The organism is Bradyrhizobium sp. TM233, from assembly GCF_036247965.1.
GTDB lineage: Bacteria > Pseudomonadota > Alphaproteobacteria > Rhizobiales > Xanthobacteraceae > Bradyrhizobium > Bradyrhizobium ottawaense.
This window is the reverse complement of sequence record NZ_BTIG01000003.1, coordinates 195,594-219,214: the sequence shown is the minus strand read 5'-3', so window position 1 is coordinate 219,214 and position 23,621 is coordinate 195,594. Positions and strand designations below refer to the sequence as shown.

Genomic DNA, 23,621 nt, shown 5'->3' with positions numbered 1-23,621 from the left:
ATGTGATCCAGTTCACAAGTGGCGAAAATAAAGTTCCACGGCGAGGTGGGAGTTAGCCGCGCGAGCGCTTGCGCGCACTGGCCTGGACACGGTGCCGCGCCGGTTTCCTGCGGGTAACCGAGGGCGCTTCAACCTCGCTCGCCCGTGCGCTGGCGAACGACTGCCGCAAGCCGTCGATGGACTCGTTCAGCGAGGCGACCTGTTCGGACAGGCGCTTGGTGTCGGCCTGCTGCGCCGCCATCAGCCGCTTCATCGTCTGGAGCTGGTCCTGCACGACCTGGAGCTGGTCGATCGATTCCTGCTGGGTCGCCTCCAGTCCCTTGGTCTTCTCGACGAGTTGCTCGGAGGCCTGGGCGGTGCGGGCCTGGAGCTGCCGCGATGCCACCACGCGGTCGGCTTCAGGAGCGGCGCCGGTATAGGCCCGCCAGATCGCGATCGAGGTCACCCCCGCGATCAGAAGCAGGAGCGCTGCGGCGGTCAGCGCGATCGGCTGCGCGCCAAGGCGAAGGAGGGGGTTGGACGGTGTGTCCTGGGCGAGATCGATCATCGCTGACAAAACCCAAATTGAAACTTGGTGAGTGGCGAAGACCGGCAACCAGAGGTCGCCGGGGGGTCCCGAAAGCGTTACGTTTCCGCAAGGAATGGGACCAAAAAGAGGCTAAGGGCAAAAAAACCAGGAATCAGCGTGCCTTGGGGCCTGCGAGGCTCCGCCCCGGCCCAGGAATCAAGGTTGAAACGGCGCAAACGGCCCGGAATAGGTCTTGGATCGCGGTGCCGCGTAGGGCCCGAGCCGGGAGGTCTTCAGGCCCAGCCGCACCAGTGATTCCGCCAGCGTCACCGCCGCCGCGACGCCGTCGATCACGGGCAGGCCATGCGTGGCGGCAAGCTCAGCGGCGAGATCGGCCATGCCGGCGCAGCCGAGCACGATGGCTTCCGCGCGGTCGTCGCGGATCGCGGCGGTGATTTCGGCGGAGATCTTTGCGAGCGCGTCCGTGTTGCGCTCCTCGAGCGCCAGCACCGGCACCTCGGCGGCGCGGACGCGGGCGCAGCGTTCAGCGAGACCGTATTTCTGCAAATTATGTTCGATCGGCACGATGGACACGGCGAGCGTCGTCACCACGGCAAAGCGCGCGGCGATCAGGCTCGCCATGTGGAAGCCGGCCTCGCCGATGCCGATCACCGGCACCTGGGCGACCGCGCGGGCGGCGTCGAGGCCGGTGTCGTCGAAGCAGGCGATGATGTGGGCCTCTGCGCCGTCGCGGTCGGCCTCGCGGATGCAGCCGAGCATGCCGGGCACGGCGAACGCTTCGTCGTAAAATCCCTCGATCGAGACCGGGCCCATCGTCGGCTGCCGCGCGTCGATCACCGTGCCGGGCAGGGCGACGCTGCGCGCTGCAGCGGCGATCTTTGCCGTCATCGACGCCGTGGTGTTGGGATTGACGATGTGCAGTCGCATTTCGTTCAGACGAGTCCCTTCTCAGACAAGCCCTTTGCCGGCATCCGACCCCTTGGCCGCCTGCCGCTTGTTGAGCATGTGGATGGTGCCGAGCGCAAGCGTGATCACCGTGAACGAGACTGCCGAGATCACGGTACCGAGCGCATAGATGTCGGGGTTCGTCACGGTGGTGGTGAGGCCCTGCAGATCGAGCGGCAACGTATTCACCGCCCCGATCGCCTGGCTGGAGCGGGCGAGCTCGTCCCAGGACAGCGTGAAGCCGAACAAGCCGATGCCGATCACGGAGGGCAGGATGATCGGCAGCACGACATGGCGGAACGTCTGCCACGGCGTCGCGCCGAGATCGCGCGCGGCTTCCTCGAGGCGGGGATCGAAGCGGTTGAAGATCGCGAACATGATGAGCAGGCCGAACGGCAGCGTCCAGGTCAGGTGTGCGCCGAGACCGGATGTGAGCAGGCCCATCGAGGTCTCGAAATTCTCGTTCCAATGCGCCTTGATCAGATCGTCGATGATGCGGAATTCCAGGGAGATACCGAGCGAGGTGATGATCGAGGGCACGATCAGGCTCGCGATCGCCGAATAGAACAGGATGCTTTGCGCCCTGAACCTGCGGCGGAACGCCATGCCGGCGGCGACCGACAGCACGACGGTGACGATCATCACGATCAGGCCGAGCAGCAGCGAACGGCGGAAGGCCGCGCCGAGATCGACGATGCCGGTGCCCTGGAACAGTTTTGCGATCCAGAAGGTCGACACGCCGTTCATCGGGAAGGTGAGGCCGCCCGACGGCCCCTGGAACGACAGCACGTAGATCGCGATCATCGGGCCGTAGAGGAACAGCACATAGGCCGCGAAGAAGATCGCGAGCACGTAGAACGAGCGCGGCCGTCCTTCCTTCATGCTCTAGAGCTCCTTCTTGATGTCGACGATGCGCGACATCATGGTGATGATCAGGAAGGTGATGGCGAGCAGGATCACGGCGTTGGCCGCGGCGGCCGGGAATTGCAGCGCGTTGACCCGCGTCTCGATGATCTTGCCGGCAGCGGCGATCTGCTGGCCGCCCATCACGCCGATGGTGATGAAGTCGCCCATCACGATGGTGATGACGAAGATCGAGCCGATGACGATGCCCGGTTTTGCCAGCGGGATGATGACGTTGACCAGCGTCTGGAAGCCGGTCGCACCGGCGTCATAGGCGGCCTCGATCAGCGACTTGTCGATGCGGATCATCGAATTGAAGATCGGCACCACCATGAAGAAGGTGAAGAGGTGCACCAGCGCCAGCACCACGGAGAATTCGGAGAACAGCAGCCATTCCAGTGGGTGGTTGATCAGGCCGGTCTTGACCAGGCCGGAATTGACCAGGCCGTTGCGCCCGAGCAGCGGGATCCAGGCGATCATGCGGATCACGTTGGAGGTCCAGAACGGGATCGTGCAGAGCAGCGACAATCCCATCTGCCAGGTCTTGGACTTGACGTGGAAGGCGAGGAAGTAGGCGACCCAGAAGCCGATGAACAGCGTGATCGCCCAGACCAGGAAGCAGAGCTTCAGCGTCATGACATAGGTTCGCCCGATCGTGCAGAGATCGGGCAGCTGCGCGATGCAGCCTTCGAACGTGTCGGTATAGCCGCGGCCCGAGAAGGCCGGCAGCAGCTGGTATTCGTTATAGTCCCAGAACGAGACGATGACCACGAAGACCAGCGGAACGAGAAAGAAGGCGAGAAACACCAGCATCATCGGCCCGGCCTGGAGCCAGGAGATGAAAGACGGCGACAACCGCGCGGCCTTTGCGGCGCGCGCGGTGTCGGATCCCCGGACAAGGTCCGGGGATGCCCGTTGCAGGATGTCCTCTGACGTGTCCATCAAATTACGCTGCGATGAACTCGTTCCACTTGCGGACCATGTAGTCGTTCTCGTCCATCACGGCGTTCCAGCAGGCGACGCCGCCCATGCGGTCCTCATAGGAGCCGCCGTCACGCACCGCGCCGGCCTTTTCGAGCAGCGAGCCGTCGGGCGCCTTGATGTCCTTCTCGGCCGGCTTGCCTTCCATCCAATACGCCCACTCGTAGGGCTCCATATGCGCCTTGGCGGTGGAGAGCACGGCCGAGTAGTAGCCCTGGCGGTTGAGATAGGCGCCGGCATAGCCTGATAGAAACCAGTTGACGAACTCGTAGGCCCATTCGAGCTTCGCACCCGACACGCCCTTGGAGACGCAGAAGCCCGAGGCCCAGGAGCGATAGCCTTCCTTCAGCGGCTGGAAGGTGCAGGCAATGCCCATCGAGCGGACCTTGGTCACTGCCGGCGACCACATCGACTGGATCACGGTTTCCCCTGATGCCATCAGGTTGACGCTCTCGTTGAAGTCCTTCCAGAAGGCGCGGAACTGGCCGGCCTTCTTGGCTTCGGTCATCACCTTCATGGTGAGATCGATCTCTTCCTTGGTCATGTTGCCCTTGTCGGCATATTTGTACTTGCCGGTGGCCTCCACGACCATCGCGGCATCCATGATGCCGATCGAGGGGATGTTGAGGATCGAGGCCTTGCCCTTGAATTCGGGATTGAGCAGCTCGGACCAGGAGCTGATCGGGCGCTTGATCAGGTCGGGGCGGATGCCGAGCGTGTCGGCGTTGTAGACCGTCGGGATGAGAGTGACGAATTCGGTCGCCGAGGTCGCGAACTTCTTGGAGTCCTTGCCTTCGAGATAGAGCACCTTCCAGGGCGCGGTGCCCTGGCCGCCGATCTTCTTGCCGCCGGGCGTCTCGCCCTTGGTGAAGACGGGCGTGATGTTGTCGAACTGCTTGATCTTCCTGGCGTCGAGCGCAAGGATGTTCCCCGACGGCACGATCTTCTTGAGCGAGAAATATTCGGTGTCCAGCACGTCGAAGGAGTTGGGCTGGGTCATCACGCGCTTGGTGACGTCGTCGGTGGTCGCGGTGATGTATTCGATCTTGATGCCGGTGTCCTTCAGGCACTGCTTGGAGATGTCGTCGCCTTCGTTCACGGCGGTGCCGAGATAGCGCAGCACCTTGGTCTCGGCCGACTTCACATAGGGAAAGCCGGTGATGGCGCCGGAGCCGGCGGCAAGGCCGGCCAGACCTGCGGTGCCCTTGAGCAGCGTGCGGCGGCTGACGCCCTTTGTCCTGATGGTCTCGCTCATGTCAGTCACTCCTCTGTTGCGCATTCCAGTGATCGATCGGCGCTATTGCAGGCGTTGCGCCTTGGCGGGATCCCAGGTGGCCAGCACGCGATCGCCCGGACGGAACGGGTGGACGTCGAAGGTGGCTTCGGGAACGTGGGAGAACAGGGCGGTGCCGTCGTCGAGCGTCAGCGAGACGGCGATGTAGGAGCCCTGGTACTCGGTCTGGGTCAGCCGCGCCGGCGCGCCGAACGCGCCATCGGTGAACGGCGCGATGCCGAGCTGATCGGCGCGCACGGCGATCAGCTTGCCGGCGTCGCTGAGCACGTTGTGGCCGCCGATGAAGCGCGCCACGAATTCGGTGCGGGGATGGTGGAAGATGTCGCGCGCCGTGCCCTGCTGCTCGATCTTGCCGTGGTTCATCACCACGATGTGGTCGGCGAGCGCCATCGCCTCTTCCTGGCCGTGGGTGACCTGGATGAAGCTGATGCCGAGCTCGCGCTGCAGCCGCTTGAGCTCGCCGCGCATCTTGACCCGCAGGAACGGATCGAGCGCCGACAGCGGCTCGTCGAGCAACAGGATCTGCGGCTCGGTGATCAGTGCGCGGGCGAGCGCGACGCGTTGCTGCTGGCCGCCGGAGAGCTGCGCCGGCAGCCGGCCCGCATATTGGCTCATCGCCACCAGCTCCAGAAGTTCGCCGGCGCGTTTGTGGCGTGTCGGCTTGTCGATGCCGCGCATCTTGAGTGCAAAGGCGACGTTGTCGATCACGGACAGATGCGGAAACAGCGCGTAGGACTGGAACATCATCGCGGTGCCGCGCTCGGCCGGCGGCAGGTCGGTGACGTTTTGCGCGCCGAGGATGACGTCGCCCTCGCTGACCGCCTCGTGGCCCGCGATCATCCGCAGCGTCGAGGTCTTGCCGCAGCCGGACGGGCCGAGCAGGCAGCAATAGGTGCCGGCCGGGATCTTCAAATTGACGGTGTCGACCGCCAGCGTCGTGTCGTAGCGCTTGGTGACGGCGACCAGTTCGAGAGCGGCGGGAGTGGCCATGGCGTGTCCGAGGAGGGCGGTGCTTCCGCCTCTCTCCGCAAGCTCCGTGCCAATCGCCTCCTTGCCGGCCGAATCCCGAAACTGTGCTGCGGAGTCAGATCGTTAGATCGAATCCGGCGGATCCGGGCTGCCCGCCCGGCGCGCAGTCATCTGCACACAAAACAGGCGAAGATTGTATAAAGTTTCGCCTGTAATTGGATACAGCTCGTCGACTAACATTCGCAAGCGAACGTCGTCGACCGAGCCCTCAAGCCCAACTCTCGAACCAATGGCCGCCAAGACCCGCCCCAAATCCGACGCGCCAGACGCGAGCGACCGCGTCAGCCGCATCCGGGAGGGCGTGACCGCCGCGATCCTGGAACATCGCCTGCTGCCGGGCACGAAGCTCGGCGAGGACGAGATCGGTGAGATCTACGGCGCGAGCCGTACCCTGGTCCGCACCGCGCTCCAGCAGCTCGCGCATGAGGGCATCGTCAACATCGAGAAGAACCGCGGCGCGTTCGTCGCGCGCCCCACGCCTGCCGATGCTCGCGAGGTGTTCGAGGCGCGGCGCCTGATCGAGCCCACCATCGTCGATCACGCCATCGACGCGGTGTCGCCGGCCTGGCTCGATCGTCTGCAGCAACATCTCACTGAGGAGCGCGAGGCGGAGCTGCGCGGCGACGCGCGCGCCTCGGTCCGGCTTTCCGGTGAGTTTCACAAGCTCGTCGCCGAGATGAGCGGCCACAGCATCTATCTCGGCTTCCTCAAGGAGCTGATCGCGCGCTCCTCGCTCATCATCCTGCTATACCGCCGCCACGACACGCCCGCTTGCGGCACCGATCATCACGCCGGCATCGTAAGCGCGATCCGCAAGCGCGACAAGCAGGCCGCGCGCGCGCAGATGCTCTCGCATCTGACCGAGATCGAGGACGAGCTGTTCCTCAAGGACCCCGCCGCCGACGAGCTGCGGCTCGCGGACGTGCTGGGCGTCTGATCCGCATCGATCGCAAGCGGCAGGAATCGCCGCCGAGAGCTGCGATCCCGCGTCAGTGGCTGAATTCGCGTTCTGCGGCGAGCTGCCCGTCTGGGGTGATCTCGTAGTCGCCGCCTCGCTTTGTCATCCATCCTGACCTGACCATCTCCCGTGCAAGCTGCACCGAGCAGATGGGGTGGTTACCTCCTGGGTAATACAGCCTGTCATTTCGGACGAGCAAGTGACCGTATAGTTGGGCATGACGTAATGCCCTGCGCATCCCGGGTGATGGATCTTTCATGTCGGTTCAAGCGCGAGCGCGATGAAGGTTCCTAATGAATGTGGGGCTCATCGCGCGCTGTTCGCTCATCATTCTGCTCTCCCGTCGCCACGATATGCCGGCTGCGGCGCCGATCATCACGATATCTCTTTGATTCAAATTCGAGCCGATCGCGGCGACCTCTCATCAATGCAGATGGCAGGACTGCATATTTGCCGCTGTGGTGGCCAGTTGACGGAGGCCAGACGTCGGCGTCAATTGGCGCGAGACGTTGCGTGCCTGTCATCACCCCTCGCGTAGCCCTGCACCTCAGCGGAGGCCGGACATGTCGGGTTTGAGGATGCCGGCCAGAGTGTCCGGAATCGCCACGCTGCTTGCGGCCGTTGCAATGATCCTCGGCAGCGCCTCCTCGGCGAGGGCCCAGCAGGACTCCGCCGTCCTGTTTCGCAACGTCCGGATATTCGACGGCAAGAGCGCCGCGCTGTCAGCCGCGTCCAACGTCCTCGTTAGAAATGGGAAGATCGAGAGGATTTCGACCGCGGACATCGCGGCCGCCGGTCAGGTGGTCGACGGCGGCGGCCGCGTGCTGATGCCGGGACTGATCGATGCGCATTGGCACGCGATGCTGGTGCGCCCGACGCCGATGGCCGTGCTCGCGGGCGATATCGGCTATAACAATCTGCTCGCCGCCAGCGAGGCGACGGCCACGCTGATGCGCGGCTTCACCACCGTGCGCGACATGGGCGGGCCGAGCTTCGGTCTCAAGCAGGCCATCGATGAGGACCTCGTCGCAGGTCCCCGCATCTATCCCTCCGGCGCCATGATCACCATCACCAGCGGGCACGGCGACTTCCGCCAGCTCTCTGATCTGCCGCGAACGATCGGCGGCATGCTGAGCCGCATGGAGCGGATCGGCGGCAGCATGGTGGCCGACAGTCCGGACGAGGTGCGTGTGCGCGCGCGCGAGCAGCTCATGCAAGGGGCCTCGCAGGTCAAGCTCACCGCAGGCGGCGGCGTTGCATCGCCCTTCAGCCCGCTCGACGTCTCCACCTTTACCGAGCCCGAGCTGCGCGCGGCGGTCGAAGCCGCCGACAATTGGGGCACCTATGTTGCTACGCACGCCTATACGCCGGTCGCGATCCAGCGCTCGGTCGCAGCCGGAGTCAGATGCATCGAGCATGGTCATCTCATGGACGAGGCGAGCGCTAAGCTGATCGCGGAGAAGGGGATCTGGTTGAGCACGCAACCGTTCCTGGATATCTCCGGTGCCGCCGCGCTCGGAGCCGCCGAGCAGGACAAGATGAAGCAGGTGGTCGCCGGAACCGACCGCGTCTATGCGCTCGCGAAGAAGTACGGCATCAAGACCGCGTTCGGCACCGACGTCCTGTTCTCGCAGGCGCTGGCGGATCGACAGGGCGCCATGCTGGCTGCGCTCACGCGCTGGTACACATCGGCCGAAGCGCTGGCCATGGCGACGTCGATCAATGCCGAACTGCTGAGCCTGTCGGGTTCGCGAAATCCCTATCCGGGCAAGCTCGGCGTGGTCGAGGAGGGCGCGTTCGCCGATCTCCTTCTGGTCGACGGCAATCCGCTCGACAACATCAAGCTCGTCGAAGATCCCGCGAAGAATTTTGTGGTGATCATGAAGGGCGGCAAGGTCTACAAGAACATCCTCGCACGCTGACAAGCGCGCGCGTCGATCACATCTTGCGTGCCTGCCAGACATGAGGTGGCGGGATCGCTCCTAGGGGCGATCCTCCGCAACCGCCCTTTTGAGCTGCGAACCTAACGCGAGCTCCGGGACTGCTGCAGGCCGCCCAGGGCTTGTCACAATTCCAGGCCTGTCATCGGGGGCATGGCTTCTCAGCGTCTCCAGAACCAGAAAGAATTTCTCGGCTAGCATGGGGCAAACTCGCTGGCGCGTTCATTTCGGTTTCGAGGACAGCGAATTTCGCTCGTCGAATCGATCATTTGCTGCGCTCCGGTCAGTTTAGCTCGTATTGGCACGCCGGATTGTGACAAGCCTTGCCGGATTCCCGCGTCTGGCACGTCGTGTGGTTGATCACGCACTGCTGCATAACGTGACTATTCCTCGCGGGCCGCTCCCGCTATATGCTGTCGCTCTGTCATTGAACTGTCATGTCACCGTAAATGCTGAAATCAGACCCAACACCGGCTCGCAAAACCCCGAGTGCGCCGGAGGGGAATCCTGTCCCGAAGGACAACAGGAGAACGCAAGTCGTTGCCGGCTTCCTCAGGCAGATTGAACCGGCCGAGCCCGGCGCGGAACCTGCGATCGTCGAGGGCGCTGTGAGTGATCAGACGCCATCGCAAGGTGCCCCGCCTGCTGCGGAACCGACGCAGTCGAGCCTTGCCGCGCATCCCGGCGAAATCGAGCTCAAGCTGCTGGTCGATGCCGATCGCATGGCGCATTTCAACGCCGCGCCGGTCATCGCTGCGAATGCGCGCAACAAGGGCTCGCGAAAACACCTCAAATCCGTCTACTATGACACCCCCGAGCGGATGCTTCGGCGCAACGGCCTGAGCCTGCGCGTTCGCCAGAGCGGCGCGCGCTTCGTGCAGACCGTGAAGACCGACGTGGCGGACGATCCGCTGCGCCGCGGCGAGTGGGAGGCGAGCGTGGCCTCGCTTGCGCCCGATCTCGCTCTGGCGATGCCTTTCATTCCGGAGAAGCTTCGCAGCCATCTCGAAGCGCAGCCGCTCGAAGCCGTCTTCACCGCCGACGTCCATCGCCACGCGCGAATGATCGACCTGCCGTCCGGCACGGTGGAGATCGCTTTCGACCATGGCGCGTTGACGGCAGATGATCGATCGCTGCCGGTGAGCGAGATCGAGCTGGAGCTCAAGAGCGGCAGCGCGAGCACGATCTACGAGGTCGCGTTGCGGCTGGCCGAGCACGGCGCGGTGAAGCCGTCCATCCGCAGCAAGTCGGCGCGCGGCTTCGATCTTGCTGCGGGCGTGCCGCCCTCGGCACGCCGACCACGCAAGCTTCGCCTCGATCCGTCGGTGACGCTCGACGAGGCGTTCGCGACGATCCTGCGCTCGTGCTTCCTTCATCTGCTTCAGTCGCTGCCGGCGGCCGAGGACGGGCGCAATCCGGAAGGCGTGCATCAGCTGCGCGTCTCGCTGCGCCGGATTCGATCGGCGCTCGACCTGATGCGCTCGGTCGGCGCGCTCAGCAATCTCGACGCACTGAGGTCGGAAGCGCGCTGGCTGGCGCAAGACCTGTCCGCCGCGCGCGACTGGGATGTGTTCCAGCTCGAGACCTTGCCGACGATCGCGAAGGCTTGCCCTGCAATCGCCGGTTTCGATGCGCTCGGCCGGGCTGCGGCCGGACGCCAGTCCGAGGCCTATCGCAAGGCGCATCACGCGCTCGACGATCGCCGCTGCGCCATGTTCCTGATCGGCCTCGGCAACTGGATCGAGACTCGGGGCTGGCGCAATGACGTCGCCGCCGAAGATCTCGGCCGGCTCGCCGAGCCCGCCGTCAATTTCGCGCAGCGCATTCTGTCGGAGCAATACGCCAAGGTGCTCAAGCGCGGCCGCCGCTTCAAGTCGCTCACGATGGAGGAGCTGCACCGGGTGCGGCTCGCGACCAAGCGGCTGCGCTATCTCAGCGAGTTCCTGCTGCCGCTGTTTGCCGATCGCAAGCCCGCGAGGAAATTTGCCCGCAGGCTCGCCGGTTTGCAGGAGGAGCTCGGCGCCTACAACGACATGGCGGTCACGGCTTCGCTGCTCGACAGGCTCGGAGCCGAGCCCGACGGCGCCATCGCCGCCGCCGCGATCGCCGGCTGGCAGGCGCGTGCATCGATCGGCATCAGGCCTGCCTTGCAAGGCACCTGGCGCGATTTCACCGCCGCGCGCGTGCCGTGGTCGCAGGCCGCTCAGGACTGATCACGCATCGCCAAAAAAGTTGCGCCCAGCCATTGGGGGATGGCTGGGCGCGCGCGAACCGGTCTGGGACGGGGAGGGGTGGGGATGTGACCGGGCCGCGTAACTCCTTGTCTCGTTCTCAATCTCTGGCGCTGGCGGTGGAGACCGCCGGCTTGGTATCGCCCAGCGAGACCCAGACGTTGGGATCGCTCTGCGACTGGCGCTTGACGAAGCGGTAACCGGTCTCCGTCCAGGCAACGACGTTCTCGTTCTGATTGTCGAGAACGAACTCGCCCTTGTCGGTCTTCACCGTCAGCACCGCGTGTCCTTCGCCCTTCTTGTCGCGCACGACGGTGATCAGCAGGGCCTGGCGCGGCCATCCGGCATCGATCAGCATCTTGCGCTTCAACAACACGTAGTCTTCGCAGTCGCCGTAACCGTCGGTCGGCAGCGACCATTTCTCGATCACGCCCCAGTGCTCCTGGTCGGTCAAAGGCTTGACGGTCTCGTTGACCCAGCGATTGACCTTGACGAGGTCGCGCCATGCGGCCTGCGACATCACGATGTCGCGCGGCTGCGCCGGCGTGCCCTGGCACTGAGCGGTATTGTCCGCGCAGAACTCGACCCAGCCGATCGGCGCACGCGTGGTGTCACCGAGGCTCGCGTAGAGCAGACGGCTCTCGCCGGCCTGCGCTGCCGCGCTGATCCCGAAGAGCATGGCAGCCAGCGCCAGCCCTTTCCCCTGTCCCTTGAAGTCAAACATTGCGGCCCCCGTTTCTTGTTGGGACCACATTTCGCACGGAGCTTTTGAGTTGCCGCTAAGTCAGCCAAGTCAAGTCGAGACGAATACAAGTAAAAGGCGCGGCGAATTCGATCTATACTTGAATCGAATTCTCATAAAATTTGAAACAACTGCAATTGATTCAAATTTTATCGATTAACGCGGAAACACTGGCGGAACCGCCATTTCAACGTGCAAAGGGGCTGTGCGTTAACCGGCGCGAGGTTCGTCATCACGCACGAAAAAGGCGGCGTCCGCATTACGGAAGCCGCCTTCGGGGCTGGAAATACAGGGGATTTGGCGTCCCTGCGCTTTACCGCGCGGTAACGCTCTCTTCGAGAGTCTCGATCGGCTGGGCGTGGACGAACTCCAGCGCGAAGCCGTCTTCGAGGTTTCGGACCACGCGGCCCTGGACCCGGCCGAGCATGACGGTCGATTTCAGCGGCGGCCGGTTCTCCGCGGCAATGGCGGCACCGGACAAGGAAAGGTCGATGATGCGGCAGGTCATCTTGGTGCCGTCCTCGAGCGTCAGCACCGCGATCGGGTTGCGCGGCACGATACGGTCGTGGCGGCGGTCCTCCGGCAGGTTGAGGATGTCGCGGTTGGCGAGCCAGGTCAGCTGCGCGGCGAGCTTGTCGCGCTTCCTGGGTGTCGCCCCGATCGTCATGGCGAAGCCATTGTCGATGATGCGGGTGATCTTGCCCTCGACGCGGCCGATATGGTCGAGATAGGCGACGACGCGGTCGCCGACATTGCCGATGCCGGGGGCGAGCAGCGCGAGGCCGCCCGGCGACATGTTGATCACCTGGCAGGGGAATTCGCGGCGGTCCGGCAGCATGTAGCGGCCGAGCAGGTGCACCTTCACCCGCTGAAAACGCCGACGCTCTTCGGCGGCAGGAAGAAATTTTTTGTTCGCCAACGCCATTTTCAACACCCGACCCCCCGCCCGGGCGGAGTCCGGGACGACCCTAAGGTGCATAGGGTTAATGCCGCGTTAGGATTGGGTACGGCGGTAACGGACAGACACAATGCGTTCGAAAAGCCACACCCGGAGGCGGGGCTCAAGCCGGCCTCGTCGCCCGCCGCTGCAGCAGGACCAGCAGCGCCAGCAGCACCGCGGCGGACAGCCCGAGCGACCAGTGAATGCCGATCGCAGCGCCCGACAGCCCGACGGTGATGCCGCTGAACGCCCGCATCCCGAGCCCCGCCATATTATAAAGACCGACGACGCGGCCGCGAATGTCGTGCGGGGCATTCACCTGCACCAGGGCCTGCGCCATGGTGTTGAACGACAGTTCGAAGAAGCCGGCGCAGAACAGCAGCACGATCGCAACCGGATAGATCCGCACTGTGGCGAAGCCGAGCAGCGCCACGCTCCAGAGCATCGCCAGCATGATCGCGGTGCGCGGCGTGCCCTTGAGCCGTCCCCAGGATTCCAGCGCGATAGCGGCGAGCACCGCGCCGGCCGCATCCGCCGCGAGCAGCACGCTGTAGGAGACGCCGGGATCGCCATGACCGAGATCGCCGGCATAGCCCGGCATCTGGGCGTGATAGGCGTTGCCGATCATGAAGGAGGTGAGGCCGGCGAGCCAGGTCATCGCGGTCAGGGTCGGCTGGGTGCCGATCGCGCGGACGGTCAGCACGATGTCGGCTAGGCCGCGCACGGCAAAGCGCCGCACCGCCACGCTGTTGTCGCGCACGGGTGCCCAGAACAGCCAGAGCAGCATCGGCAGATAGAACAGCGTGTTGAAGATGATGCCGTGCGAGGTGCCCAGCGTCAGCATGATGATTCCGCCCACTGCAGGCCCGACCAGAATGCCGAGATAGCGCGCCATCGCGTTCAGCCGCACCGCGCTCGGCAGGTCGGCGGGTCCGACGAGATCGTAGAGCAGCAGCTGGTTCGGTGTCTGCCAGAGCACGCCGGCGCAGCCATGGATCACCAGCAGCAGCATCGCGTGCCACATCTGGATCGTGTCGGTGAGGAAGAAGAATCCCCATCCGCTTGATGCCACGATGAACAGCAGCATGCCGCACTGGATGATGCGGCGCGGATCGAACCGGTCGGCAAGCCCGCCGACGGCGACCGAGAACAGCAGGAACGGCAGCCAGTGCGACAGCACCGCAAAGCCCGCCAGCGCCGGCGAATGGAATTTCTGGAACACCACCCAATAGCTGATCACATGCTCGATGTTGTCAGCCATCATCGCCAGCACGTAAGACGCGAACTGGAGCCGGTACGGCACCGACTTCATCGCCGCGAACGAGCCGGACGCAGCGACGGGATTTTGAGGCAGGGGATTCAAGGGGACACCTGGGGTGAGACTATCGGCGCTTACACGTTCGCCGGTCGGTGCTCAAGACATTGGGTTTGCATGGGCATCTGCCATGCGCTGCTGCCACACACTCTGCGGCGGGAAAGACGGCTGTGTTTGCGGCAAGCTTTGTAGCCCGGATGGGCGAAGCGACATCTGGGGCCGCCGGTCCCGCATGTCGCTTCCGCCTTCGCTCTCCGAGCTACGGCGAACAAGTCGCTCATGCGGGGCTACGAGACTGCCTGCTTGGCACGACCGTGCATCTCACATAGGCTTCGCCGCACGCCCGCACCCATCAATCATAACAGACGGGCGATGAGGAAACAGCCATGCAACAGATCCGCGTCTGCACCCACGCCGGTCCCGGCTCGGAGCCCGTCATCAAGACCGTGCCGTGGCCGAAGGTCGGCCGCAAGGCCGCGCTGATCAAGGTCGGCGCCTGCGGGGTCTGTGGCACCGATCTGCACATCCTGAAAGGTCACTGGCCGAAGCCGCTGCCCTGGCCGTTCACGCTTGGGCATGAGCTCGGCGGCGTCATCGTCGAATGCGGCGAGGAGTTCACCGAGGACTTCATGAGCAAGCCGCTCAAGGTCGGATCAAAAGTGATGATCCCGCCGCTGATGCCCTGCGGCCATTGCTATTACTGCATCCATTATCCGCAAACCGCCAACAAGTGCCTGACGCCGGTCTATTACGGCCGCTATCTCGGTTTCGACAAGGCGCCGCACATGTGGGGCGGCTGGGCCGAATATGTCTATGTCGATCTCGACATGCTGCCGGGCACCAAGATCTACAAGCTGCCCGACGACATGTCGCTGCGGCTCGGTGCTCTCTCAGAGCCGCTGACCTCCTGCATCCGCGCCTTCAACCGCGCCAGCCGCGCCGGTGGTTTCAGCTGGGGCGACACCGTGGTGATCCAGGGCTCGGGCCCAATCGGCATTCTCGCGGTCGCGGCTGCCAGGGAGATGGGGGCAGGGCGTGTGATCTGCGTCGGTGCGCCCGAGGAGCCGCGGCTCAAGCTCGCCCGCGAATTCGGCGCGGAGGCGACCGTGAACATCGAGGAGATCAAATCGCCGCAGGAGCGCATCGCCCGTGTGCGCGAGATCGTCGGCGGCTTCGGCGCCGATCTGGTGATGGACTGCTCGGGACATCCCACCGCCGGCCCCGAAGGCATCGAGATGCTGCGCGACGGCGGCACCTATGTCGAGATGGGTCAGTTCACCGACGCAGGCTCCATCGACACCTCCTGGCACCGCATCTGCACCAAGGATCTCAACGTGCTCGGGTCCTGGGGCTTCACCGGCAACGATCTGCCGCTCGGCGTCGACATGCTCTACCGCACGGCCAACAAGTACCCCTGGCTGAAGATGCAGACGATCTATCCGTTCACGGAGGAAGGCGTCGCGCAGGCGGTGAAGGACGCCATGGCGATGAAGACGGTGAAGTCGACCATCGTGCCGTGGCCCGAACTGGTGGACTAGCCGATGCCACCGATCCCGCACGATCTCGCGGCGTTCCTGGTCGAGGCCAAGCAGCGCACCTATGCAGGCCTCGACGACGACGCGACGGTGGCCGCGCCGCTGCTCGCCGGCTCAAAACGGCTCGAGCATCGCGCGCCGCCTTATGCCTATCGCGATATCTATTTCGGGATGGGATTTTTCGTTGGACAGGAAACGGTGTCGCGGGACGACCGCGTCATCTGGTCGATGAGCTACAGCGGCGGCGCCGGTGCGGAGGTCAGGGATCGGGAGACCTTTCTCGAGATCTACAAATTCCTGCGTCAGGCGCTGCTGGGTGTTAGCGTCGAACAGCCGTACCGCGGACCGCGCCGGTTCGAGCAGGCGGGGATGGTCTACCGCAACGAGGCCGAAGGCGCGCTCGATCGTTTTCACGGGGGCGAGACGATTGCGCGGCAGGATGGCACGCAGCTGTACGAGCTGCGTTACAGTGGCGGTTTGCTGCGATAGTTTTGCGAGCTTGTAGCCCGGATGAGCGAAGCGATATCCGGGGTGCTTGTCGACGGAGTTGTCCCGCATGTCGCTTCGCTCATGCGGGCTACGGGACGGGAGCTCGGAATAAAGGACGCGATGACAAACGAACAGACACCCGAACCAACCCCACGTGCCTCTTCCCCCTTCCGCGCCATCCGCGCGATCGACTACACCGTCATCTTCGTGCGTGACATGTCCGCGATGCGCCGCTTTTATGAGGACGTCCTCGCCTTTCCCCTGCTGCGCGAGCTGTCGCCGAACTGGATCGAGTATGGCCTCGGCAGCAACACACTGGCGCTGGCGCGGCCAGGCCGGACCGCCACCGATGCGCCGCTGCCTGCGGGCAGCGCTTCGCTGCAGCTGGCGTTCAAGGTATCCGCGGCCGAGGTCGATGCCTGCGTCGAGGAGCTCGTCCGGCAGGGCGTGGCGCTGGTGTCGCCGCCGACGAACCAGCCCTTCGGCCACCGCACGCTGTTCTTCCGCGATCCCGACGGCAATCTGCTGGAGGTCTATGCGGAGATCTGAGCGGCCGTTCCGCAAAAGTTCCCTCGAACTGTGCACGCACAGGTGAAACTTAGGCCCAGGTTCCGGCTTTCACTCTACGGGAGTGATGGCGTGAAGCGAATCCTGAAACCGATCACATATATCCTGGCTGCGATCTACTTCCTGGTGGACGCGGTCTTCATGGCCGTGGCCGCACCCGTCGCCCGCTGGATCGGGCGGTATGTCCAATTCAAGCGGTTGCGCGCCTGGATCGAATCACTTTCGCCATATGCGTCACTCGCATTGTTCTTGGTGCCCGTCATCATTCTGGAGCCGGTCAAGCCGGTGGCTGCGTACCTCACCGCAACCGGTCAGGTGCTGAGCGGAGCGGTGGTCTTGATCGTGGGCGAGCTGCTCAAGCTGGTGCTGGTCGAACGCCTGTTTCATCTGACGCGCGACAAGCTGATGCGCATTCCAGCCTTTGCCTGGGCTTACGGAAAATACGCCGGGGCGAAGGCGTGGCTGCAGGAGACGGACGCCTGGCGCTTCGTCCGGGCCGTGAACCGCACGGTGAGGGACAGTGTTGCGCGGGCAAGAGCAAGGCTGGTCAACGGTTTCAGCAGGCTGGCGACCTCCCGGGACTGAAAGGGGTCGCGCGAATTTGTCTTACATCGCGCGCGATCGTCGTTAAGACAGTCCAGGTGCGGCCGGAGCGGCGGGGACATGATCTGGATCAGGGAACACAGGGACCATGACGAGTGACGCGAACGTTCGAGCCGGCCAGTGCCATTGTGGCGCGGTACGCTTCGAGGTGACACTCAGCGACGACTTCAAATCGATCCGCCGCTGCACCTGCTCCTATTGTCGAATGCGAGGCGCCGTCGTTGCCATGGCGGCGATGGGCGGGATCAAGTTCCTGCGGGGCGAGGAGGCGCTGACGACGTACCGCTTCCATACCGGATCGGCGCAGCACTTCTTCTGCTCCCGCTGCGGAATCTATACCCACCACCAGCGCCGGTCCGACCAATCCCTTTACGCCGTCAATGTCGCCTGCCTGAATGGGGTGAGCCCGTTCGATTTCGCCGAGGTGCCGGTCATGGACGGCGTCAATCACACCAATGACACCGGCAAGCCGACGCGTCAGGCAGGCACCCTTCGCTTCGTCCCTGCCGACTAGAGCTCCGTCAGCCCGCGATACCTATACGAGCTTGCGCTTCGCCGCGGTTGCCTTGTCGCCGGTGTTCGGTGTGCCGGTCGGCTCGATCAGCATCAGATGAACCTCCTCACGTGCCACCGGGCGATGCTCGACGCCTTTTGGTACGACGTAGAGTTCGCCCGGACCAAGCGTCACCTTGCGATCCCGCAACTCGATGTCCAGATTGCCTTTCAGGACCAGAAAGAAATCGTCAGTGTCCTCGTGCTTGTGCCAGGTGAACTCGCCCTTCACCTTCACCACCATCACGTCGCAATCGTTGAAGGTCGTGACCGTGCGCGGCGACCAATGATCCTCAAAGGTCGCGAGCTTGTCGGCCAGCGATATGCTACCTGTCATGTTTTCTCCCTTGCTCTCTCGTGAGGCACGATTTGGGATCGCGGGGCGGGCGCGACAAGACCGTCCTCGTTGACCGGTCGATCCTGCTGTACCGATGCGATCTGAGATCTCGCCGCGGTCGGCTATGTGACGCATCCGGTCAACATCGCCTGCGCCCATTCGGGGCGGTTGTTGGCGAGCGCACGCGCCGATGCGGCGTCCCAATCATATTCGAGGGCCAGCAGCTCGACCTGCCAGCCCCTCTTTTTCTTCGTGAGGATCGCATAGCGGGCGTGAGGCGAGCGGTGCTCCAGGTTTGCGGCAAACGGAATGTCCGCGAAGACGGGGCAACCAACGCTTCCCGGATTGAGAACCAGGCAGTCGCCCGGTCCCTGAACCGCGGCCTGGCGGTGGCTATGGCCGCACAGCACCACGCGCGCCGTCGGCTCGCTTGCGAGGCGCGTCGCCAGCACCTCGCGGCGTGCCGGCACAAAGCGGCCGTCATCGAGCGATTCCTCCAGCAGGCACGCCGTATCGTTGTCGGGCGTGCCGTGGCAGGCGAGGATCCCGTCGTCGAGACGAATTTGCGAGGGCAGGCCATGGAGCGCGCGCCGTTGCTCCGCAGTCAATGCGCGACGCGCAAACAGGCCTGCAGGCGAGAGCTTGTCGTCCGGAAACTCCTCGATCCAGCGGTCATGGTTTCCGCGCACGGTCGGCAACGCCAGCGATTGCAGGGCCTCGAAAGTCTCTTTCGGCCACAAAGGGCTGGTGACGCAATCGCCGAGGTTCACGGTGCGATCGACGCCGCGCGCCTTGATGTCGGCCAGCACGGCCTCCAACGCAGCAAGGTTGCCGTGGATGTCGGAAATGACGGCCAATCGCATCGTTGCGCTCCCCCTCTAACTCGGTTCGATCTCGGCCCATTTGCCTTGCCGCCAGACCCCGTTGCGCCGATGTTAATCAAGGTGGCCGCAAAAATCCGCTGCAACCTCTGAGGCGCGGCTCTTTTCGCGAAGCCATGCATCATTGGCATGGTGATTTCCGAACTCTTGGCGTAAAGAGCACCCAGATCAAATCCAGCGTGCGGCCGGGCCGTTTGCCGCGCACGCGAGCTCAGGCCCCTCGGCTCACCGTTTGCGCGCCTGAATTAACCAAGGTTCTCCATCCCGTGTCTTTTCCGGCCCTGACCCCGCCGCTCGCCCGCGCTTTGGCCGAGCGGAACTATGATTCACCGACCCCCGTTCAGCTCGCCGTGCTCGCGGACGAAGCCGCCGGCCGCGACCTCTTGGTTTCGGCCCAGACCGGCTCCGGCAAGACCCTCGCTTATGGCCTCGCCATGGCCAAGGATCTGCTCGGCGATGCCGAGCTGTTCGAGCGGGCGGCCGCTCCGCTCGCCCTGATCGTGGCGCCGACCCGCGAGCTCGCGATGCAGGTTCAGCGCGAACTCGCCTGGATCTATCAGCATGCGGAGGCGCGGGTCGTCTCCTGCGTCGGCGGCATGGATCCGCGCCGCGAGCAGCGCGAGCTTGCGGCTGGCGCCCACATCGTCGTCGGTACGCCCGGCCGGTTGTGCGATCATCTGCGGCGTAACCGCCTCGACATCTCGGAATTGAAGGTCGTCGTCCTCGACGAGGCCGACGAGATGCTCAATCTCGGTTTTCGCGAGGACATGGAATTCATCCTCAAGACCACCCCGGAGACGCGCCGCACCCTGCTGTTCTCGGCGACGTTCCCGCGCGGCATCGTCGCGCTCGCCAAGCAATATCAGCAGCAGGCGTTTCGGATCGAAGTCGCCGGTGACGAAGGCGGTCACGCCGACATCGAGTACCGCGCGATCCGGATCGCGCCCGCCGATGCCGAGCATGCGGTCGTCAACGTGCTGCGCTTCTACGAGGCGCCGAGCGCGCTGGTGTTTTGCAGCACGCGCGATCACGTCAGGCATTTGCAGGCGGCGCTGCTGGAGCGCGGCTTCTCCGTGGTCGCTCTGTCGGGTGAATTGACGCAGAACGAACGGACCATGGCGTTGCAGTCGCTGCGTGACGGCCGCGCGCGCGTTTGCGTCGCCACCGACGTTGCCGCCCGCGGTATCGACCTGCCGAGCCTCGACCTCGTCATTCATGCCGACCTGCCCAACGACGCCGAGGTGATGCAGCACCGCTCGGGCCGAACCGGGCGCGCCGGACGCAAGGGGACGAGCGTCCTGCTGGTGCCGCCCGCCCGCCGGCGGCGCGCCGAGCTGCTGCTCAATCTCGCGGGGGTCGACGCCGACTGGGGCACGGCGCCGCAGGCGGACGAAATCCGCAAGCTCGATCATGACCGCATGAAGGACGTGTTGTTCACCGAGGAGACGACGGCGGACGACCTCGTGCTGGCCCAGGCGCTGCTGGCCGAGCGGTCGGCCGAGGATATCGCCGCCGCGCTGGCGCGGCTTTATCGCGCGCGGCTGCCGTCGCCGGAAGACATCCTCGATCCCGGCGAGCGGGCTGGCCGGCCGCGTGACGATCGCGGTCGCGACAATGTTCGCACGCCGCGCGACGATGGCCGCACCTTACGCGGCGATGATCGCCCTGCGGGGCCGCGATCGAAATCAGGCAAATCCTCGCCGCGTCACGGCATGGGAGAGGCCACCGTCTGGTTCCGCGCCAACATCGGGCGACGCAAGAATGCGGAAGCGCGCTGGCTGCTGCCGATGATTTGCCGTCGCGGCGGCATCGACAAGGGCGATATCGGCGCCATCAAGATCATGGACACCACGACCGAGTTCGAGATTTCCGAGCGGGTCGCGGAGTCTTTCGCGGTCAAGATCAAGCGTCCGGACAAGGAAGACAATATCCGCCTCGAGCCGATGGCGGGCGCGCCGCAGCAACAGGCGCCTGCGGAGGAGCAGTCACACACGCCCCGGCGCGAGAGCCGCGACAGCGATCATCGTGAACGTCGCGACGATCGTCCGCGCGACAAGAGTGACTTCAAGCCGCGCAGCAAGCCTCAAGGCGAGCGCGGGCCGAAATTCGACGATGCTCCGTCTTTCGGCAAGAAGAAGCACAAGAACAAGCCGGGTCACGCAGAGCCGTCGGTCACGCCGTGGCAGGCGAAGGGCGCGCCTGGAAAGAAGCCGAAGAAGAAAAAGAATCGCGGCTGAACCGGCACCATTCAGCGCAGACGACAATGATGCCGCCGGGTTGCACCGGCGACATCATCTGAAAAGTCGGGTGTGAGCTCAGCGGCCACCGCCGCCGCCACCACCACCGCCTCCGCCACCACCACCGCCGCCGCCGGCATCGCGCATCGACGAGCTGTAGCGCGGGTCGGTCTGCTTCATGTAGGTCGGCGAGGTATCGTGGACGGGAATGACGCTGCTGCGGGAGCGGCCGGGGTTCGGCTGCTCGAACACGATGCCACAGCCTTCGAAAAAGGCGAATTCGCAACTATAGCTTCGGTGTTGCGCCGCATTGGCACCGGTCGCGACGAACGCGGCCGTCGCAACCCCTGCAATCAAAGCAATCTTCGACAATGTGAGTTTCATGGATCTTCTCCAGCCTCGGTTCGGCGAGACCGGAACGGCTCGCACACACCTTCGACGGAGCGCCACCTGAGCGGGTTCGAGGGCGCGGCTTCACGCCCGCGTGAGCCGGCCCGGGGCGGGACATTACATCGCGGTAAGGTCGCGCAGCATGTACGTGGCGCCTTCGCCATAGGATGCGAGTTTTGCGCGCAGTGCCGCGTCCGCCGTGACGGGCCGAAAGCCGAGACGTTGCCACAGCGGCTGCGTGGCATAGACCGAGACCAGCGCGAGCGTTGCGATGCCTGACGCACGCGCCAGCTGCTCGACATCGGCAACATAGGGGCGCACGACGCCGCCGCGAAAGTCGGGCAGGACCGCAACGTCGTGCACGTAGAGGCAATCGGCGCCGTCAGGCAGTCGTTCGAGCAAGCCGTCGAGCGGCGGAATCCGGTGCCGCTTCCAGGGATGCGCGAGACCGTAGCCGGCGATCTCGTCGCCCGCGACCAGCACGCGGCATCCGTCGGGATAGAGCCGCATCTTCTCCGCGAGCACCTCGGGGCTCTCAGGAAGAGCAGGATGAATTTGCGCCGCGATCGCGCTGATCGCGGGCAGGTCGGATGCGTGCGCGGGGCGCCAATGCGGCTTGCTCATGTCTTTCCGTCGTTCCGTCTCGGTCGGTCCAGTTTATTCCGCCGCGGCGGCGCGCGCAGCGAAAAATATCTTTGCCGCCGTTTCAGGAATACGACGCCGCGCGCGGCGTCCTACCCATGCAAGCCAATTGCATGACAGGAGATATCATGACGTCCCCGATCCGCCTCGCGCTCTCGCTGGCACTGTCGCTCGCGATCGTTCCCGCCGCCTTCGCCGCACCGCCGACCAAGACGGGCAAGACCGACAAGGGCAACGTGCTCACCGATGCCAAGGGCATGACGCTCTACACCTTCGACAAGGATGCGGACGGCAAGTCGGCCTGCAACGGTCCATGTGCGACGAACTGGCCGGTGCTGAAGGCCGAGGCGAATGACGCCGGCAGCGACGGCTACACCATCATCACCCGCGACGACGGCTCGAAGCAGTGGGCCTACAAGGGCAAGCCGCTCTACACCTTCGCCAAGGACCAGAAGCCCGGCGACGTCACCGGCGATGGTTTTCTGAACGGCGCCTGGCATCTGGCGATGCCGTGAGAGCGGGCGACTATCTCAGCCCCTCATAGACCATCAGCCCGCGTGCGATCTGCAATTTGCGGATCGCGCGCGGCAACAGCTTCTCCGGTTGGTGCAGATAGCGCCAGGAGGTGAGGGTGAAGGTTGAAAGCGCGCCGCATTCGTCGTCGAACGGCGCGAGCACGCCGGTCACGCTCACCGGCGTGTGCGGGCGGGCGTTGAAGGGCAGCAGCAGCAGCTCGAGATAGGCCTTGCTGCCGTCCTCGCGCGCGGCCGTGACGCCGGCGATCGCACCGAGCGCCTCGTCGGCGACGATCGTGGTGATCTCCTCGATCTCGCCGCGGCTGGCTTCAGTGAACAGCGCCGCAAAGCTCTGGTCCTTGAGGTCACATCCCGCGAGTGCGCAGACGCGCGTTCCCGCGACGCGGAAGGGAAAGCCGAGATTGGGCTCGCAGGAGAGGACAAAAATGTCGCCGAGCAGGCCGCGGACGGCGGCCGGATCGATGTCGGCCCTGTCAGGGGCCCGTGCGGCGCCGCGCTTCTTGTCCCAATACGCGAAGAACGCGCGGCTCGACGGATGTTTCATGTCTGAACGCTTATCCCGGGGTGCAACCTCGAAGGGACAAACTTGTCCCGCTTCAGTGCACCCGCGATCCCTTGTGATGTTGTGCAGGAGGGGATTTGCAGCGTCCATGCCGGGAGGGCGTTTTCGCCCCCGTTAAGGCGGTCTTTGCGTCATTAACGTTAAATTAACTATGGCCTTTGCGCCTCGCGCGGCGCTGCTATGGTGATCGCAGTCGCAAGCCTCGCCGCTTTCATCCAGGTTCTCGGCGGGGCCTGTACACAGGGCGTCAAACAGTTTGGTCACGGGCCGCGGGGAGGGGTGGGGATACACCTTCATTCCTCCGGCACCGGAAGGCCGACACGGACAGGCAGGGCTTCCCAGGGCCCTGCCTTTTCCTTTTTCAGCCGCCGGCTCTCGTGCCCCGGAGCCGGGGGCCCATGTCCCGAGCTCAACCGACGAAGAGCTGGATCCCGGCTCTGCGGCGCGTCCCTTCGTGCCGCGCCTTGTCCGGGACACTAGCGT

General features: G+C 64.6%; 24 protein-coding genes. 10 read left to right on the top strand and 14 right to left on the bottom strand.

Annotated elements, in window-relative coordinates; translation table 11 throughout:
• Positions 1–52: 52 nt before the first annotated feature.
• The 6 genes from AABA86_RS08130 to AABA86_RS08105 form a co-directional block, all read right to left on the bottom strand.
• A complete protein-coding gene (locus AABA86_RS08130) occupies positions 53–547 on the bottom strand; it encodes a hypothetical protein (RefSeq protein ID WP_212251537.1) in 495 nt (164 codons plus the stop codon).
• A gap of 177 nt (positions 548–724) precedes the next feature.
• Positions 725–1,456: an aspartate/glutamate racemase family protein gene (locus AABA86_RS08125; protein WP_338306400.1), complete on the bottom strand. Its 732-nt coding sequence runs from the start codon at positions 1,454–1,456 to the stop codon at positions 725–727.
• Between the two features lie 21 nt (positions 1,457–1,477).
• Entirely contained in the window at positions 1,478–2,356 is an 879-nt protein-coding gene (locus AABA86_RS08120; RefSeq protein WP_212252104.1) for an ABC transporter permease, read from the bottom strand.
• Positions 2,357–2,359: 3 nt separating this feature from the next.
• Positions 2,360–3,319 (bottom strand): ABC transporter permease, encoded by a 960-nt coding sequence (locus AABA86_RS08115; protein WP_212252102.1) that lies wholly within the window; start codon positions 3,317–3,319, stop codon positions 2,360–2,362.
• A 4-nt stretch (positions 3,320–3,323) separates the two neighbouring features.
• Entirely contained in the window at positions 3,324–4,613 is a 1,290-nt protein-coding gene (locus tag AABA86_RS08110; RefSeq protein WP_212252100.1) for an ABC transporter substrate-binding protein, read from the bottom strand.
• A 42-nt stretch (positions 4,614–4,655) separates the two neighbouring features.
• Positions 4,656–5,642 carry an ABC transporter ATP-binding protein gene (locus AABA86_RS08105; RefSeq protein ID WP_338306399.1) on the bottom strand — a complete coding sequence of 329 codons (987 nt, stop codon included), beginning with the start codon at positions 5,640–5,642 and terminating at the stop codon, positions 4,656–4,658.
• Positions 5,643–5,910: 268 nt separating this feature from the next.
• On the opposite strand from AABA86_RS08105, the gene AABA86_RS08100 reads away from it, so the two are divergent.
• From AABA86_RS08100 to AABA86_RS08090, 3 genes are all read left to right on the top strand, one after another.
• Positions 5,911–6,618, top strand: a complete 708-nt coding sequence (locus AABA86_RS08100; protein ID WP_212252096.1) for a GntR family transcriptional regulator — start codon at positions 5,911–5,913, stop codon at positions 6,616–6,618.
• A 584-nt stretch (positions 6,619–7,202) separates the two neighbouring features.
• Positions 7,203–8,561 (top strand): metal-dependent hydrolase family protein, encoded by a 1,359-nt coding sequence (locus AABA86_RS08095; RefSeq protein WP_338306398.1) that lies wholly within the window; start codon positions 7,203–7,205, stop codon positions 8,559–8,561.
• A gap of 467 nt (positions 8,562–9,028) precedes the next feature.
• Complete coding sequence (locus AABA86_RS08090) at positions 9,029–10,792, top strand: CYTH and CHAD domain-containing protein (RefSeq protein WP_212252092.1); 1,764 nt, start codon at positions 9,029–9,031, stop codon at positions 10,790–10,792.
• A gap of 118 nt (positions 10,793–10,910) precedes the next feature.
• Here AABA86_RS08090 and AABA86_RS08085 read toward each other — a convergent pair whose 3' ends face one another.
• From AABA86_RS08085 to AABA86_RS08075, 3 genes are all read right to left on the bottom strand, one after another.
• Positions 10,911–11,534 carry a transglutaminase-like cysteine peptidase gene (locus tag AABA86_RS08085; RefSeq protein ID WP_028141141.1) on the bottom strand — a complete coding sequence of 208 codons (624 nt, stop codon included), beginning with the start codon at positions 11,532–11,534 and terminating at the stop codon, positions 10,911–10,913.
• Between the two features lie 331 nt (positions 11,535–11,865).
• Positions 11,866–12,477: a PilZ domain-containing protein gene (locus AABA86_RS08080; protein WP_026202686.1), complete on the bottom strand. Its 612-nt coding sequence runs from the start codon at positions 12,475–12,477 to the stop codon at positions 11,866–11,868.
• Between the two features lie 136 nt (positions 12,478–12,613).
• A complete protein-coding gene (locus AABA86_RS08075) occupies positions 12,614–13,855 on the bottom strand; it encodes an MFS transporter (RefSeq protein ID WP_338306397.1) in 1,242 nt (413 codons plus the stop codon).
• A 338-nt stretch (positions 13,856–14,193) separates the two neighbouring features.
• On the opposite strand from AABA86_RS08075, the gene AABA86_RS08070 reads away from it, so the two are divergent.
• From AABA86_RS08070 to AABA86_RS08050, 5 genes are all read left to right on the top strand, one after another.
• On the top strand, positions 14,194–15,345 hold the full coding sequence (locus AABA86_RS08070; protein ID WP_338306396.1) for a zinc-binding dehydrogenase: 1,152 nt from the start codon (positions 14,194–14,196) through the stop codon (positions 15,343–15,345).
• Positions 15,346–15,348: 3 nt separating this feature from the next.
• The gene (locus tag AABA86_RS08065) at positions 15,349–15,831 is read left to right on the top strand and encodes a DUF5680 domain-containing protein (RefSeq protein WP_338306395.1); all 483 of its coding nucleotides are present in this window, start codon (positions 15,349–15,351) and stop codon (positions 15,829–15,831) included.
• Between the two features lie 120 nt (positions 15,832–15,951).
• Positions 15,952–16,380, top strand: coding sequence for a VOC family protein (locus AABA86_RS08060; RefSeq protein WP_338306394.1), 429 nt, complete (start codon positions 15,952–15,954; stop codon positions 16,378–16,380).
• A 90-nt stretch (positions 16,381–16,470) separates the two neighbouring features.
• The gene (locus tag AABA86_RS08055; protein ID WP_338306393.1) at positions 16,471–16,983 is read left to right on the top strand and encodes a hypothetical protein; all 513 of its coding nucleotides are present in this window, start codon (positions 16,471–16,473) and stop codon (positions 16,981–16,983) included.
• Between the two features lie 106 nt (positions 16,984–17,089).
• Complete coding sequence (locus tag AABA86_RS08050) at positions 17,090–17,515, top strand: GFA family protein (RefSeq protein WP_338306392.1); 426 nt, start codon at positions 17,090–17,092, stop codon at positions 17,513–17,515.
• A gap of 21 nt (positions 17,516–17,536) precedes the next feature.
• Here AABA86_RS08050 and AABA86_RS08045 read toward each other — a convergent pair whose 3' ends face one another.
• Both AABA86_RS08045 and AABA86_RS08040 read right to left on the bottom strand, forming a co-directional pair.
• Positions 17,537–17,890 carry a cupin domain-containing protein gene (locus tag AABA86_RS08045; RefSeq protein ID WP_338306391.1) on the bottom strand — a complete coding sequence of 118 codons (354 nt, stop codon included), beginning with the start codon at positions 17,888–17,890 and terminating at the stop codon, positions 17,537–17,539.
• Between the two features lie 122 nt (positions 17,891–18,012).
• On the bottom strand, positions 18,013–18,753 hold the full coding sequence (locus tag AABA86_RS08040) for a metallophosphoesterase family protein (protein WP_212252078.1): 741 nt from the start codon (positions 18,751–18,753) through the stop codon (positions 18,013–18,015).
• 284 nt (positions 18,754–19,037) lie between these two features.
• Here AABA86_RS08040 and AABA86_RS08035 point away from each other — a divergent pair, with 284 nt between their 5' ends.
• Positions 19,038–21,008 (top strand): DEAD/DEAH box helicase, encoded by a 1,971-nt coding sequence (locus AABA86_RS08035; RefSeq protein ID WP_338306390.1) that lies wholly within the window; start codon positions 19,038–19,040, stop codon positions 21,006–21,008.
• Positions 21,009–21,086: 78 nt separating this feature from the next.
• On the opposite strand, the gene AABA86_RS08030 is transcribed toward AABA86_RS08035, so the two are convergent.
• Positions 21,087–21,392: a hypothetical protein gene (locus tag AABA86_RS08030; protein WP_338306389.1), complete on the bottom strand. Its 306-nt coding sequence runs from the start codon at positions 21,390–21,392 to the stop codon at positions 21,087–21,089.
• A gap of 123 nt (positions 21,393–21,515) precedes the next feature.
• A complete protein-coding gene (locus AABA86_RS08025) occupies positions 21,516–22,022 on the bottom strand; it encodes a GNAT family N-acetyltransferase (protein ID WP_338306388.1) in 507 nt (168 codons plus the stop codon).
• 146 nt (positions 22,023–22,168) lie between these two features.
• Here AABA86_RS08025 and AABA86_RS08020 point away from each other — a divergent pair, with 146 nt between their 5' ends.
• A complete protein-coding gene (locus AABA86_RS08020) occupies positions 22,169–22,555 on the top strand; it encodes a COG4315 family predicted lipoprotein (protein ID WP_338306387.1) in 387 nt (128 codons plus the stop codon).
• A gap of 10 nt (positions 22,556–22,565) precedes the next feature.
• Here the strand turns inward: AABA86_RS08020 and AABA86_RS08015 are convergent, their stop codons facing one another.
• Positions 22,566–23,120, bottom strand: coding sequence for a PAS domain-containing protein (locus AABA86_RS08015; protein ID WP_338306386.1), 555 nt, complete (start codon positions 23,118–23,120; stop codon positions 22,566–22,568).
• Positions 23,121–23,621: the final 501 nt, after the last annotated feature.